This window comes from Pseudarthrobacter siccitolerans (genome assembly GCF_001046895.1).
GTDB lineage: Bacteria > Actinomycetota > Actinomycetes > Actinomycetales > Micrococcaceae > Arthrobacter > Arthrobacter siccitolerans.
In genome coordinates this window covers 1-13,932 of record NZ_CAQI01000035.1, presented here as the reverse complement: position 1 = coordinate 13,932, position 13,932 = coordinate 1, and the positions used below count along the sequence as shown (strand labels likewise).

The 13,932-nt window shown below is 63.6% G+C and carries 12 protein-coding genes and 1 tRNA gene; 3 read left to right on the top strand and 10 right to left on the bottom strand.

Annotated features, from left to right (window positions below; genetic code table 11):
- Nucleotides 1-84 precede the first annotated feature (84 nt).
- Nucleotides 85-3,594 (bottom strand): DNA-directed RNA polymerase subunit beta, encoded by a 3,510-nt coding sequence (rpoB, locus tag ARTSIC4J27_RS05945; RefSeq protein ID WP_050054305.1) that lies wholly within the window; start codon nucleotides 3,592-3,594, stop codon nucleotides 85-87.
- A 452-nt stretch (nucleotides 3,595-4,046) separates the two neighbouring features.
- On the opposite strand from rpoB, the gene ARTSIC4J27_RS05940 reads away from it, so the two are divergent.
- Nucleotides 4,047-5,246: an acetyl-CoA C-acetyltransferase gene (locus ARTSIC4J27_RS05940; RefSeq protein ID WP_050054304.1), complete on the top strand. Its 1,200-nt coding sequence runs from the start codon at nucleotides 4,047-4,049 to the stop codon at nucleotides 5,244-5,246.
- Nucleotides 5,246-5,731, top strand: coding sequence for an aminoacyl-tRNA deacylase (locus tag ARTSIC4J27_RS05935; protein WP_050054303.1), 486 nt, complete (start codon nucleotides 5,246-5,248; stop codon nucleotides 5,729-5,731). The genes ARTSIC4J27_RS05940 and ARTSIC4J27_RS05935 overlap by 1 nt, the downstream gene beginning before the upstream one ends.
- Nucleotides 5,732-5,799: 68 nt before the next feature.
- Here ARTSIC4J27_RS05935 and rplL read toward each other — a convergent pair whose 3' ends face one another.
- The 9 genes from rplL to ARTSIC4J27_RS05890 form a co-directional block, all read right to left on the bottom strand.
- Nucleotides 5,800-6,177, bottom strand: a complete 378-nt coding sequence (gene rplL, locus ARTSIC4J27_RS05930; RefSeq protein WP_050054302.1) for a 50S ribosomal protein L7/L12 — start codon at nucleotides 6,175-6,177, stop codon at nucleotides 5,800-5,802.
- 78 nt (nucleotides 6,178-6,255) lie between these two features.
- Entirely contained in the window at nucleotides 6,256-6,837 is a 582-nt protein-coding gene (gene rplJ / locus ARTSIC4J27_RS05925; protein ID WP_050054301.1) for a 50S ribosomal protein L10, read from the bottom strand.
- 297 nt (nucleotides 6,838-7,134) lie between these two features.
- Entirely contained in the window at nucleotides 7,135-8,253 is a 1,119-nt protein-coding gene (locus ARTSIC4J27_RS05920; protein WP_050054300.1) for a GNAT family N-acetyltransferase, read from the bottom strand.
- A gap of 7 nt (nucleotides 8,254-8,260) precedes the next feature.
- A complete protein-coding gene (locus tag ARTSIC4J27_RS05915) occupies nucleotides 8,261-9,394 on the bottom strand; it encodes a GNAT family N-acetyltransferase (RefSeq protein ID WP_050054299.1) in 1,134 nt (377 codons plus the stop codon).
- Nucleotides 9,395-9,521: 127 nt separating this feature from the next.
- A complete protein-coding gene (rplA, locus tag ARTSIC4J27_RS05910; protein ID WP_050054298.1) occupies nucleotides 9,522-10,229 on the bottom strand; it encodes a 50S ribosomal protein L1 in 708 nt (235 codons plus the stop codon).
- 132 nt (nucleotides 10,230-10,361) lie between these two features.
- A complete protein-coding gene (gene rplK / locus ARTSIC4J27_RS05905) occupies nucleotides 10,362-10,793 on the bottom strand; it encodes a 50S ribosomal protein L11 (protein WP_003803853.1) in 432 nt (143 codons plus the stop codon).
- Nucleotides 10,794-10,922: 129 nt separating this feature from the next.
- Complete coding sequence (gene nusG, locus ARTSIC4J27_RS05900) at nucleotides 10,923-11,771, bottom strand: transcription termination/antitermination protein NusG (protein WP_050054297.1); 849 nt, start codon at nucleotides 11,769-11,771, stop codon at nucleotides 10,923-10,925.
- Between the two features lie 113 nt (nucleotides 11,772-11,884).
- Nucleotides 11,885-12,169, bottom strand: coding sequence for a preprotein translocase subunit SecE (gene secE / locus ARTSIC4J27_RS05895; protein WP_050054296.1), 285 nt, complete (start codon nucleotides 12,167-12,169; stop codon nucleotides 11,885-11,887).
- Nucleotides 12,170-12,252: 83 nt separating this feature from the next.
- Nucleotides 12,253-12,325 (bottom strand) — tRNA-Trp (locus ARTSIC4J27_RS05890).
- Nucleotides 12,326-12,603: 278 nt separating this feature from the next.
- Between ARTSIC4J27_RS05890 and ARTSIC4J27_RS05885 the strand changes: the two genes are divergently transcribed.
- The gene (locus tag ARTSIC4J27_RS05885; protein WP_050054295.1) at nucleotides 12,604-13,821 is read left to right on the top strand and encodes a pyridoxal phosphate-dependent aminotransferase; all 1,218 of its coding nucleotides are present in this window, start codon (nucleotides 12,604-12,606) and stop codon (nucleotides 13,819-13,821) included.
- Nucleotides 13,822-13,932 lie beyond the last annotated feature (111 nt).

Below are 13,932 nucleotides of genomic sequence, written 5' to 3'. Positions count from 1 at the left end.
TCTCTAAATTCTGAAGTCTTGGGTGCGGGGAGGAGGGAGGCAAGGTACGACGGCGGGCGGTCACCCGCCGTCGTACCGCACCTGCTAGACCTCTTCTACGGAACTGGGCTCTGCACGGGACAGATCGATACCCAGTTCCTCCGCAGCCGTGAAGACTGCGTCATCAGAGTCACGCATTTCAATTGTGGTTCCGTCCGTGGAGAGGACTTCCACGTTCAGGCACAGCGACTGCATTTCCTTGATCAAGACCTTGAAGGACTCGGGAACACCCGGCTCGGGGATGTTCTCGCCCTTGACGATGGCTTCGTAGACCTTCACGCGGCCATGGATGTCATCGGACTTGATGGTGAGGAGTTCCTGGAGCGTGTAGGCGGCGCCGTAAGCTTCGAGCGCCCACACTTCCATTTCACCGAAGCGCTGGCCACCGAACTGTGCCTTACCACCCAGCGGCTGCTGCGTGATCATGGAGTACGGGCCGGTGGAGCGCGCGTGGATCTTGTCGTCCACCAGGTGGTGGAGCTTCAGGATGTACATGTAGCCGACCGAGATCGGATCCGGGAACGGCTCGCCGGAGCGGCCGTCAAACAGGCGGGTCTTGCCGGAGGAGTTGATCAGGCGTTCGCCGTCACGCGTCGGGTTGGTGGAGTCCAGCAGGCCCGTGATTTCCTCTTCGCGGGCACCGTCGAACACCGGCGTGGCAACAGTGGTCTGGCCACTCTCGCGCGGCAGGTTCGGCAGCTGCTTGACCCACTCGGGCTCGCCTTCGATCTTCCAACCGGTCTTGGCGACCCAGCCGAGGTGCGTCTCGAGCACCTGGCCCACGTTCATACGGCCCGGGACACCCAGCGGGTTCAGGACGATATCAACGGGGGTGCCGTCGGCAAGGAAGGGCATGTCCTCAACGGGGAGGATCTTGGAGATAACACCCTTGTTGCCGTGGCGGCCGGCGAGCTTGTCGCCGTCGGTGATCTTGCGCTTGGCAGCGACGTAGACGCGGACCAGCTGGTTCACGCCCGGGGGCAGCTCGTCGTCGTTGTCGCGGTCGAAGACGCGCACGCCGATGACCGTGCCGGACTCGCCGTGGGGCACCTTCAGCGAGGTGTCGCGCACTTCGCGGGACTTCTCGCCGAAGATGGCGCGCAGCAGGCGCTCTTCCGGGGTCAGTTCGGTTTCACCCTTCGGAGTGACCTTTCCGACCAGGATGTCCCCTGCTTCAACCTCGGCACCGATGTGGATGATGCCGCGCTCGTCCAGGCCTGCCAGGACTTCCTCGGACACGTTGGGGATGTCACGGGTGATTTCCTCGGCACCAAGTTTGGTGTCGCGGGCATCAATCTCGTGCTCCTCGATGTGGATGGAGGAAAGAACGTCCTCGGCAACGATGCGCTGCGAGAGGATGATGGCGTCCTCGAAGTTGTGGCCTTCCCATGACATGAATGCCACGAGCAGGTTCTTGCCGAGGGCGAGCTCGCCCTGGTCCGTTGCCGGGCCGTCGGCGATGATGCCGCCAACTTCCAGGCGCTGGCCTTCGTTCACCAGGACACGGTGGTTGTAGCAGTTGCCCTGGTTGGAGCGGGCGAACTTGTTGATGCGGTAGTTGGTCTCCGTGCCGTCGTCGTTAAGCATGATGACGAGCTCGGCGGAAACCTCGGTGACCACACCGGCCTTCTTCGCGATGACAACGTCACCGGCGTCGACGGCGGCGGCGCGCTCCATGCCGGTGCCCACGAAGGGAGCCTCGGAACGGACCAGCGGCACTGCCTGGCGCTGCATGTTGGCACCCATGAGTGCGCGGTTGGCGTCGTCGTGCTCGAGGAACGGGATCAGGGCGGTAGCCACGGACACCATCTGGCGCGGGGAAACGTCCATGAACTCGACGTCCTCGGCGGGAACCAGGACCGGCTCGCCTCCACCACCACGGGCACGCACCAGGACGGTGTCCTCGGCGAACTTCTTGTTCTCGTCCAGCGGCGCGTTGGCCTGGGCGATCAGTACCTCGGCCTCGTCGTCGGCCGTCAGGTACTGGACGTCGTCGGAGACGACGCCGTTCTTGACCAGGCGGTACGGGGTCTCGATGAAGCCGAACGGGTTGATGCGTCCGTAGGATGCCAGCGAACCGATCAGACCAATGTTCGGGCCTTCAGGGGTTTCGATGGGGCACATACGTCCATAGTGGGACGGGTGCACGTCACGGACTTCCATGCCGGCGCGGTCACGGGACAGACCACCGGGGCCAAGCGCGGACAGGCGGCGCTTGTGGGTCAGGCCCGAGAGCGGGTTGTTCTGGTCCATGAACTGCGACAGCTGGGAGGTTCCGAAGAACTCCTTGATGGCTGCCACGACGGGGCGGATGTTGATCAGGGTCTGCGGCGTGATGGCCTCGACGTCCTGGGTGGTCATACGCTCGCGGACAACGCGCTCCATACGGGACAGGCCGGTGCGGACCTGGTTCTCGATGAGCTCACCGACGGCGCGGATGCGGCGGTTGCCGAAGTGGTCGATGTCGTCGATTTCGACGCGCAGGTCCACTTCCTGGCCATCGCGGGTGCCCTTGATGGTCTTCTCGCCGGCGTGCAGCGCAACGAGGAACTTGATCATCGCAACGATGTCTTCAACGTGCAGGACCGAAGCTTCCTTGTCGCCAAGGGAGCGGTCGATGCCAAGCTTGCGGTTGATCTTGTAGCGGCCAACCTTGGCCAGATCGTAGCGCTTGGAGTTGAAGTACAGGTTGTCCAGCAGCGACTGGGCAGCCTCGACGGTGGGCGGCTCGCCCGGGCGCAGCTTCCGGTAGATGTCCAGCAACGCGTCTTCGCGGGTCTCGGTGGCGTCCTTCTCCAGGGTTGCCCGCATGGAGTCGTACTGGCCGAACTCTTCGAGGATCTGGCCTTCGGTCCAGCCGAGGGCCTTCAGCAGCACCGTGACGGACTGCTTGCGCTTGCGGTCAAGGCGGACGCCCACCTGGTCGCGCTTGTCGATCTCGAGCTCGAACCAGGCGCCGCGGGACGGGATGATCTTCGCGGTGAAGATGTCCTTGTCGCTGGTCTTGTCAGCGGCGCGCTCGAAGTAGGCGCCCGGGGAACGGACCAGCTGGGAGACGACGACACGCTCGGTGCCGTTGACCACGAAGGTGCCCTTCTCGGTCATCAGCGGGAAGTCGCCCATGAACACGGTCTGCTGCTTGATTTCGCCCGTGTTGTTGTTCATGAACTCGGCCTTGACGTACAGCGGAGCCGAGTACGTAGCGTCCCGGTCCTTGCACTCGGCCATGGTGTACTTGGGGTCAGCGAACTCCGGATCGGAGAAGCTCAGGGACATGGTGCCCTGGAAGTCCTCGATCGGGGAGATCTCTTCGAAGATGTCCGACAGGCCGGACGTGGTGGCGACGCTAAGATCGTTTTCTTCAACGGCTTTCGCTACGCGGGCCTGCCAGCGCTCGTTTCCGACCAGCCAGTCGAAGCTGTCGGTCTGGAGGGCAAGCAGATTCGGAACGTCAAGAGGTTCGTGAATCTTTGCGAATGAAAGCCGGCGAGTGGCACCATCAGTGCTGTCGGCGGTGTTAGCGGTTTCGTTATTAGAGGTGCTCGAGGCGACCAAGAGGGATCCTTCCACAGACCTTCAGGCGTTTTCAGATCTCCCCCGCTGCACCCTGCGGAATGACTCCGCAGTGCTACCATCCGGTTCCGCTATATGACCCGGGGCCGGTGCTGACCATACTGTGACGTTGTTGACGGCACGTTGATTGCCAGCTGCCAGGCGAAAGCCCACCGCTATATGAAGGCTGAAGGTAAACAGGGAAGACGCAAATATCTACGATACGGCAAAATAACCTACATGTCTACCCCACATCCGGCGCGATTGCAAGCACTGGTTTTTCCGGCTCCGGAGTGAGCGCGCCCGTCGTCGGCCTGGACAGACGGTAAATTCCGGGCGGTGCGCCAACCATCCTTCGGAATGCCTGCAGGTGCCCGGGCGTTTGAATAGTTGAGTGAGCAGCGTCACGGTAGCCTAGGTGGCCTACCACCGGAAAAAGATCGGGAGAGATAAACATGGGCAACTCCACGGACAACACTGACGTTGTCATTCTCGCAGCAGCGCGCACGCCGCAGGGCCGGATCAACGGGCAACTGGCGAGCTTCACCGCCGTCGACCTCGGGGCGCATGCCATCAAGGCAGCGCTCAAGGCCAGCGGCGTGGATGCCGGCCAGGTGGAGGCCGTGATCATGGGGCAGGTGCTGCAGGCCGGCGCCGGGCAGAATCCGGCGCGGCAAAGCTCCATCGGGGCCGGCATCGGCTGGAATGTCCCGGCCGTAACCGTGAACAAGGTCTGCCTTTCGGGCCTCACGGCCGTGATCGACGCCGCCCGGATGATCCGCGGCGGGGAGGCCTCCGTGGTGGTGGCCGGCGGCCAGGAATCCATGACCCGGGCACCCCACCTTCTGCCGGGCTCCCGGCAGGGCTGGACCTACGGTTCCATCCAGGCCCTCGACGTCGCCGCCAACGACGGATTGACCGACGCCTTCGACGGCCAGTCGATGGGCCTGTCCACCGAAACCCGCAACCTCGCGCTCGGCATCGACAGGACATCCCAGGACAACGTGGCCGCACAATCCCACCAGCGCGCCGCGCTGGCCGCCAAGAACGGAACGTTCGACGACGAAATCGCGCCGATCAGCGTCAAACAGCGCAAGGGTGATCCCCTGGTGGTCTCCACCGACGAAGGCGTCCGGCCCAACACTTCCGTGGAATCACTGGCCGGGCTGCGGGCAGCCTTCGTTACTGACGGCACCATCACCGCCGGCAACTCCTCTCCCCTGTCCGACGGCGCAGCGGCGCTGGTCCTTTCCTCCCGCGCCTACGCGGAAGAACACGGACTGGAGTATCTGGCAGTAGTGGGCAAGCCCGGGCAGGTTGCCGGGCCGGACAACTCCCTGCACTCCCAGCCGTCCAACGCCATCCGGAATGCCCTGGGCCGTGCGGGCTGGTCCGCCGCTGACCTTGACTTCATCGAGATCAACGAAGCGTTCGGTTCCGTGGCGGTGCAGTCGCTGAAGGACCTGGACTACCCCCTGGAGCAGTGCAACATCCATGGCGGGGCCATCGCCCTAGGCCATCCCATCGGGGCATCCGGTGCGCGCCTGGCAGGGCACGCAGCGCACGAGCTCAAGCGGCGCGGGAAGGGCAAGGCCGCGGTGTCCCTGTGCGGGGGCGGCGGGCAGGGCGAAGCGCTCCTGCTGTACCGCGACTGATGGCGGACGCAGCCGCCGGCGCCGGCAGGGAGAGATTCCTTGCCGACGCCGCGGCCCGCGGGTTGCAGGTCGAAGTAGTGGAACGGCCCGCCGCCAAAAGCCTGGCGGAAGCAGCCGGCATCCTGGGGATCACGCCGTCGGACATCGTGAAATCCCTGGTGGTCAAGCACAAGGACGGCTCCTTCCTGTTCGCCCTCGTTCCGGGCGACCGCCAGATTTCCTGGCCCAAGCTCCGCAACCTGGTGGGCGTCAACAAGCTCTCCCTGCCTCCCGCTGACGTGGCGCTGGACGCCACCGGCTACGAACGGGGCACCATCACGCCGCTCGGCAGCACCAACAGCTGGCCTGTCTACGCGGACGCAACGATCACCGGCCGGAGGATCTCGATGGGCGCCGGAGCCCACGGCTACAGCGCGTTCGTGGACGCGGATGCCCTCACCGGTGCGCTGGGCGCCGTCGTGGCGGACATCAGCGACCCCGCCTGACCCTGCCGAAAGAGGACAGCAAAAAGCCCGCCCACAACCGTGGACGGGCTTTTTGCGGAAAAGCGCTGTTACTTGAGGGTAACGGTGGCGCCTGCAGCCTCGAGCTGCTCCTTGGCCTTCTCGGCAGCTTCCTTGGTCGCACCTTCGAGGACAGCCTTGGGAGCGCTGTCAACCAGGTCCTTTGCTTCCTTGAGGCCCAGGGAAGTGATGGCGCGAACTTCCTTGATCACTGCGATCTTCTTGTCGCCGGCTGCTTCGAGGACAACGTCGAAGTCAGTCTTCTCTTCAACCTCTTCAGCAGCTCCGCCACCGGCAGGGCCGGCAACTGCAACAGCAGCAGCGGTAACTTCGAAGGTCTCTTCGAAGAGCTTGACGAACTCGGAGAGCTCGATGATGGTCAGTTCCTTGAAAGCTTCAATGAGCTCTTCGTTGGTGAGCTTCGCCATGGTAGGCGTCCTTCCTGTTGTGGTGTCCGCGCGGCACGAAACCTTGCATCACACCGGAGTCTGGTGGGGTAAAGAGAATTAGTTCTCTTCGGCAGCCGGAGCTTCGGCCGGGGCCTCTGCTTCAGCGGCGGGAGCTTCGTCAGCGGCAGGCGCTTCGGCAGCTGCCGGTGCACCGTTCTCTTCTTCAAGCTTGAGGCGCAGTGCGTCAATGATGCGTGCAGCGGCTGCGGCAGGTGCCTTGAGGACGCCTGCAACCTTGGCGAGCTGCAGCTCACGGGATTCGAGCGCTGCCAGTGCGGCAACCTCGCTGGCGTTCAGTGCCTTGCCCTCGAAGTAACCGGTCTTGATGACCAGCTGCTTGTTGGTCTTGGCAAAATCCGTCAGGCTCTTTGCAGCGGCAACTGCGTCACCCTTGATGAACGCGATTGCAGTGGGGCCGGCAAGCTGGCCGTCGAATGCTTCGACGCCGGCTTCCTTGGCTGCAATGGCGGTCAGGGTGTTCTTGACGACCGTGAACTTGGTGTCCTGGCCGAGAGAAACACGCAGCTGCTTGAGCTGTGCAACGGTGAGCCCGCGGTATTCGGTCAGGACAGCGGCGTTCGATTCCTTGAAATCGTTAGTGATCTCAGCTACTGCTGAAACCTTGGTAGGCGTTGCCATAACCCTCCTTCCGGGGATAGTGCCGGTATGCGACGGTCCCCGCTCAAGAGAGCTAAAACTAAAAACGCCCCGCGCAGATGCACGGGGCTTGGCTCAACACGGATCAGTCCATGGAGCTTTGCTTCGTTCACCTGCGCCGGCCGCCCTGCGTTGAGGGTCCTTCGTCCAGAAACCCACTGCATCTCCCGCGCACAACTGCAGAGTTGAGCAATGCTCAGGAGAGTGGATTTCCAACAACCGACGGTCTTTGGTCATCCCAGTCTACGGGAGAGCCCCGGAGACCGCCAAATCGAGGCCCTAGCTGGTACTGGTGTGCAGGTGCGGGAGCTCCTTTTGCCAGATGCCTGTGACTCCCGCCGTCTGGAATCCCAGCTGTTGGTTGACGGTCAGGAGGTACCGGTTCTCCGGGGCATTCCAGGTGTAGATGACCCGCGCGTCCGGGAACTGCTCAGTGAGCCGCTCCATGTTGGCCACCTTGATCAGCAGCCCGAGCTTATTGCCGCGGTGTTCCTGCAGGACCAGGGTGTCGTCCTGGAAAACGACGTCGGCGCGGTGCGCCAGTACGGTGATGGTGGTCAGGCCCACCAGCGTTCCGGTGGCGAGGTGCTCGACGGCGGTGACCACGGTCCGCCGGCCCTGCGCAATGGCCACCTCTTCGGCCTCCCGGAGGAGGGCGCCGTCGAACACCATCTCCTGCTCGACCGGCGCATCCAAGGCGGGATCGACGTCGGCGCCCGCCTGGTTCTCCAGGACGGCGACGGCTTCCAGCCACTGGTCCGGGCAGCGGTCCGTCCAATGGTGCAGCCGGTAGCGCCCGTTGTTCGCCTCGTCCGCTTCTGCCTGGAGGTCGGCCACCAGCTTGGTGTCCAGCGGCAACGTGCAGGAGCTGAACTGTTCAATGTGCTGCAGTGTGTAACCGGTGCGCTGTGCGAACTCGACCTCGCGGCTTTCCAGCGGCACGAAGCCCTGTCCCGTCCCGGGCACCAACTGGGCGCGCTCAAATTCGTGCAGGGATGCGCCGGGATGGTTGGTGTCCACGAGGATCATAGTGCGGCCCTCCTCGCGGGCCAGCTGTTCCGCTGCCTGCAGCAGCCGCCGGCCAACACCCTGGCGCTGGAATTCGGGCAGGATGTCAAGGGTGAACTCCGCCAGGTCCAGGTTGTCGGTGAGGGGCAGGGCAATATCGACCGTGCCCACGATCTCCCCGTCCACCTTGGCCACGAGGATGAGCTGCCGTTCGTAAGGGTCCTGGAATTCGAGCAGCTTCTCCAGCGGACCGTAGGCGAGGTCGTCACTGCCCCAGGTCTGCATCCGGACTTTTCTGCCCACCTCGACGGCGGCCAGGAAGTCAGCTGCGTCCGGAGCGTCCACTGAGTCGGGAATCCAAAGCTGCTCGATCTTTACGTCTCTTGCCATAGGCGCATCATCCCAGCCGTTTCTGCCACTCGCCTTCATAACCTGCAGGCTTGAATCCAAGTGCGATATTTATGGCCAGCATATGTTGGTTTTCGTTGGCATTCCATGTCAGGACCGATCGTGCCGCCGGCCATCTGGCGTGCGCCCTTCGCAGGTTGGCCACTTTGATGCGCATGCCAAGGCGCCGGCCGCGGTGTTCCGACGTCACCAGGGTGTCCTGCTGCGCGATTGATCCGGGGACCGCCGGGCGCCAGTTCAGCACCGTGTAGCCCGCCAGTTCCCCTGTGCTGCCGTGAACTGCTGCCGTCACGGCTGACTGGACCCCGCCCCGGATCAGAGCCTGTTCCTCCTCGCGGACGCGGGCTGTGTCCCAGTCCTCGCGTTCCCAGTCCAGTCCGGCGATGGGAACGTCTGTGCTCATGGTTGCCTTGAGCCGGGCATAGGCCTGGACGAGGTCCTCGGGGCAGGTGTCATCCCAGCCGGTAATGGTGTACCCCGCGGCTTTCGGTGAGGCTTCGGCTTCGAGGCGGTCCAGCACGTCCGTCGGCACGGGCAGGTCCAGGCGGCTGGACCGTTCCACCTGCTCCAGTTCGTAGCCGGCGGCGACAGCAAAGGCCACGGCAGGGTCATCCAGGGGCAGGCCGCCTGCCCCGGATTTGGCCGGAAGCAGTGCACCGCCGTCACTCCGGTCCAGCGGAACCTCGTGGTAGGCGTCCAGGGAGGTCCTGCCGCGTACCCTGGCAACGCCTTCGGCGTAGGCCAGGAGGGCGCGGCCAAGGCCCTGGCGGCGACGGCCAGGGGCGATCAGGACGTCGATGCCGGCAGTGTGGGTGTTCTCGCGCAACGGGAGCGTTACGGAGCACGTGCCCACCGTTTCCGGTCCCAGCCTGGCCCGGAAGAGCTGCCGTTCCTCATACTCGTTGCCGCGCCAGTACTCCAAGGCTTCCGGCAGGGTGGGGCAGCGGTCCAGGTTGCCCCACACGGAAAGCTCGTGCGCCACCCGCAGGTTATGGCATTCCCGGAACCCGGCACCGGGTTCCGCTCCCCCGGGTCCGGGCCCGCCGGCCGGCGGCACCTCCACGGCCTCTATGGACAGCGCTGCGTCTTCGCTTGCAGAGGGACCCGGTTCCGGTTCGGCCATTTCCCCAGCTTAGGCAGCAATCTGCACTTGCGGGATGATTCCTGTGGCTTAAAAACGAAACCGCCCGGCAGGTGCCGGGCGGTTTTGTTTGCCGCGGAAATCCGCGGCGGGAGCTTCAGGCGAGGATTTAGGCCTCGACGAGAACCTTGGTGACGTTCGGGTCGACGGAGATGCCGGGACCGAACGTGGTGGCAACCGTGGCCTTCTGGATGTAGCGGCCCTTGGAAGCGGACGGCTTCAGGCGAAGCACCTCTTCCAGAGCTGCTGCGTAGTTCTCGGCCAGCTTGACGGCGTCGAAGGACACCTTGCCGATGATGAAGTGCAGGTTGGAGTGCTTGTCGACGCGGAAGTCGATCTTTCCACCCTTGATGTCGTTGACGGCCTTGGTGACGTCGGGGGTCACGGTGCCCGTCTTCGGGTTCGGCATCAGGTTACGCGGGCCCAGGACCTTACCGAGGCGGCCAACCTTGCCCATGAGGTCAGGGGTGGCGACGGCGGCGTCGAAGTCGGTCCAGCCGCCGGCGATCTTTTCGATCAGGTCATCGGAACCAACGAAGTCGGCGCCGGCAGCGATTGCTGCCTCAGCCTTGTCACCCGTGGCGAAAACCAGGACGCGGGCAGTCTTACCGGTGCCGTGGGGCAGGTTGACGGTGCCGCGGACCATCTGGTCAGCCTTGCGGGGGTCGACGCCGAGGCGGAATGCAACCTCAACGGTGGCGTCGAACTTGGACGGGTTGGTGTCCTTGGCCAGCGTTACGGCCTCGAACGGCGCGTAGAACTTCTCCGCGTCGATCTTGGCGGCTGCTGCCTCATATGCTTTGCTGCGCTTTGCCATGCTGCTTATTTCTCCTTGTGCAGTTGTGGTCTGCGGACCGCGCTGGGCCCTGCCACAGTCGAGGATCCGGCGTGGATCCTGCGACAATTCAATGTTTTTGTTGACCGGTTGCCCGGTAGTGGAAAGCTGCTGTTAGCCTTCGACCGTGATGCCCATGGAGCGGGCGGTGCCGGCGATGATCTTCGCTGCGCCTTCCAGGCTGGTGGCGTTGAGGTCTTCCATCTTGGTGGAGGCGATCTCGTTGACCTGGGCCTGGGTCAGCTTGGCAACCTTGACGGTGTGCGGGGTAGCTGAACCCTTGGCGACGCCTGCAGCCTTCTTGATGAGCTCTGCAGCCGGCGGGGTCTTGGTGATGAACGTGAAGGAACGGTCTTCGTAGACCGTGATTTCCACGGGGATGACGTTTCCGCGCTGGGCTTCCGTCGCAGCGTTGTACGCCTTGCAGAATTCCATGATGTTGACACCGTGCTGGCCAAGCGCAGGACCGATCGGCGGAGCCGGGTTAGCGGCACCTGCCTGGATCTGCAGCTTGATGAGGCCGGTGACCTTCTTCTTGGGAGCCAATGTAGGGTCCTTCTCTCAATAACGTCCTGGGGCACAGGAGCGTGCCTCAGGTTTTTGGCCGCCATGGCAAGGCGGCCGGCCGTTCCGGTGCTGCTAAAGCGGACAGCGCCGGGACGAATTCTTGGGTTGTCAGATCTTGGTGACCTGGTTGAACGCCAGGGTCACCGGCGTTTCGCGCTCGAAGATCGAAACCAGCACCACGAGGGTCTGGGACTCGGGCTTGATCTCGGAGATCGTGGCCGGAAGGGTCTCGAAGGGGCCTTCCTTGACGATGACGGACTCGCCGACTTCGAAGTCGACAGCCACCGGAGCCTGGTTCTGCTTGTTGACGGGCTTGCCCTTCTCGGCCTGCTCTTCTTCGAAGACCGGCGCGAGCATGGAGAAGACCTCGTCCAGGCGCAGCGGCACGGGGTTGTGGGCGTTGCCCACGAAGCCGGTGACGCCGGGGGTGTGGCGGACGGCGCCCCAGGAGGCGTCGGTCAGGTCCATGCGGACCAGGACGTAGCCGGGGATGCGGACGCGGTTGATGACCTTGCGCTGGGCGTTCTTGATCTCAACGACTTCTTCCATGGGCACCTGGATTTCGAAGATGTAATCTTCCATGTCCAGGGTCTGGATGCGGGTCTCCAGGTTGGCCTTCACGCGGTTTTCGTAACCGGCGTAGGAGTGGATGACGTACCAGTCACCTTCCTGGCGGCGCAGCTTGGCCTTGAATTCCTCGGCGGGGTCAACGTCTGCCTTGGCTGCGGCAGCGGCGAGGGCGTCAGCCGATTCTTCCTCGGACCCGGCCTCGTCATCGGACTCTGCGTCAAAGTCGTCCGCTTCGGCGTCGTCAGCGGTTTCGGCGTCGTCATCGGAATCGGCGTCGCTGGCTTCGGGCGCGGAGGACTCAACCTCAGACTCGTCACCGGCTTCTGCCGTGATGTCCGCGGACTCTTCCAGCTCAGTCTCGGTTACCTCGAGCTCCTGCTCAGACACTTGGTCTCCTGCTTCCTCATTGCCTAACATGCCTATTTAAATGGCTCAATTCCGCACACCGGTGTTTCCCTCCGGTTTCCCGGACGGAACACTCAGCTGCGGATGGTTCAGCCTTAGCTGTCCGTGGGGCCGGTACCGCCGAAGACCCAACCGACAGCAGTTCCGAAACCGATGTCCAGCAGGCTGACGATGACCATCATGATGGCCACGAACACCAGCACCACGAGCGTGTAATTGATCAGTTCCTTGCGGGTTGGTGCAACAACCTTCTTCAGTTCGCCGATGATCTGGCGGACAAAGAGTGCAATGCGGGCGAAGAAGTTTGCCTTGGCGTCCTTCTTAGCTGGGCGGCCCTTGGAGCTGCTGGCAGCTGTTTCGGTCACCTGGTCCTCGCTCATCTTTGCAATGTTGGATTACCCGGCCCTGATCAGAACCATGGTTGCTGCGCGTGCCCCGGGCCTTTAGCCCGGGGCAGCTTGCGCAGGGCAGACAGGACTCGAACCTGCAACCTGCGGTTTTGGAGACCGCTGCGCTACCAATTGCGCCACTACCCTATGGAGTGAATTTCACCCTGACCATAACGAACCGCCAGCTTGCACTGGGGCGCACGCCATCATCCGTGTTTTCAACACCGGTGAACCAGTCTACGCAACAACTTCGCGTTCGTCGAACCGGCCCGATTCCGGCCCCTCGCGCTGCCTTGTCATAACCGTGGCTGCAGGGCAGTCACATTCAAAACCGGCAACCCGGAGGGTCCGGTGAACAGCATAGAGTAGAACTCGTCGAATCCCACATTCCAGCCTTCGGGCTGCAAGCGAAGAACGGACCTGCCATGTCTGCCGCCCGCGTTTCCCAGCGCATATCCGCAATTGCCGAATCCGCAACCCTTGCCGTTGACGCCAAGGCTAAGGCGCTGAAGGCAGCAGGACGGCCGGTTATTGGATTCGGCGCCGGCGAACCGGACTTCCCCACCCCGGACTACATCGTCCAGGCTGCCATCGAGGCGGCAAGCCAGCCGAAGTACCACCGCTACTCCCCCGCCGGCGGGCTGCCTGAGCTGAAGAAAGCCATTGCCGAGAAGACGCTCCGGGACTCAGGCTACGCCGTCGACCCTTCCCAGGTCCTGGTGACCAACGGCGGCAAGCAGGCCGTCTACAACACCTTCGCCACCCTTGTGGACCCGGGTGACGAAGTCATCGTCCCCACCCCGTTCTGGACCACCTACCCGGAAGCCATCCGGCTCGCGGGCGGTGTGCCCGTTGAGGTTTTTGCCGGCCCCGAGCAGGACTACCTGGTGACCATCGAGCAGCTTGAGGCCGCCGTTACCGACAAAACGAAGATCCTGCTGTTCGTCTCGCCGTCCAACCCCACCGGCTCGGTCTACTCGCCGGAGCAGGTGGCGGAGATCGGCAAGTGGGCCGCCGCCAAGGGCCTGTGGGTTGTCACGGACGAGATCTACGAGCACCTGACCTACGACGGCGTTCCCTTCACCTCCATCGCCACCGCCGCCCCTGAGCTGGGCGACAAGGTGGTCATCCTGAACGGTGTGGCCAAGACCTATGCCATGACCGGCTGGCGGGTGGGCTGGATGATCGGCCCGGCGGATGTCATCAAGGCCGCCACCAACCTCCAGTCACACGCCACCTCCAACGTTTCGAACATCATGCAGATCGCCGCCCTCGCGGCTGTGTCCGGGCCGCTGACCGCCGTCGACGAGATGAAGGTTGCCTTCGACCGCCGCCGCAAGGCCATCGTTGCCGGGCTCAACGCCATCGAAGGCGTGGAATGCCCGACGCCGACGGGTGCCTTCTACGTGTACGCGGACGTCCGCGCGCTGCTGGGCAAGGAATTCCCGACGGCGTCCGGCACCTCCACGCCGAAGACCTCCGCCGAGCTGGCTGCGTTGATCCTGGATGAGGTCGAGGTGGCAGTGGTGCCGGGTGAAGCATTCGGGCCTTCCGGCTACCTGCGCCTTTCATATGCCCTGGGCGACGAGGACCTCGCCACCGGCGTGCAGCGCCTGCAGGACTTCCTCGGCAAAGCCCAGTAGGACGCTCTCTCACTTAACGCGGGAAAATCCCGAACGCTCTATCACTCTCTTGAGGAGAGTGATAGAGCGTTCCGGTTTAAGGCGCATTAAGTGAGAGAGCGTCGGGGGCGG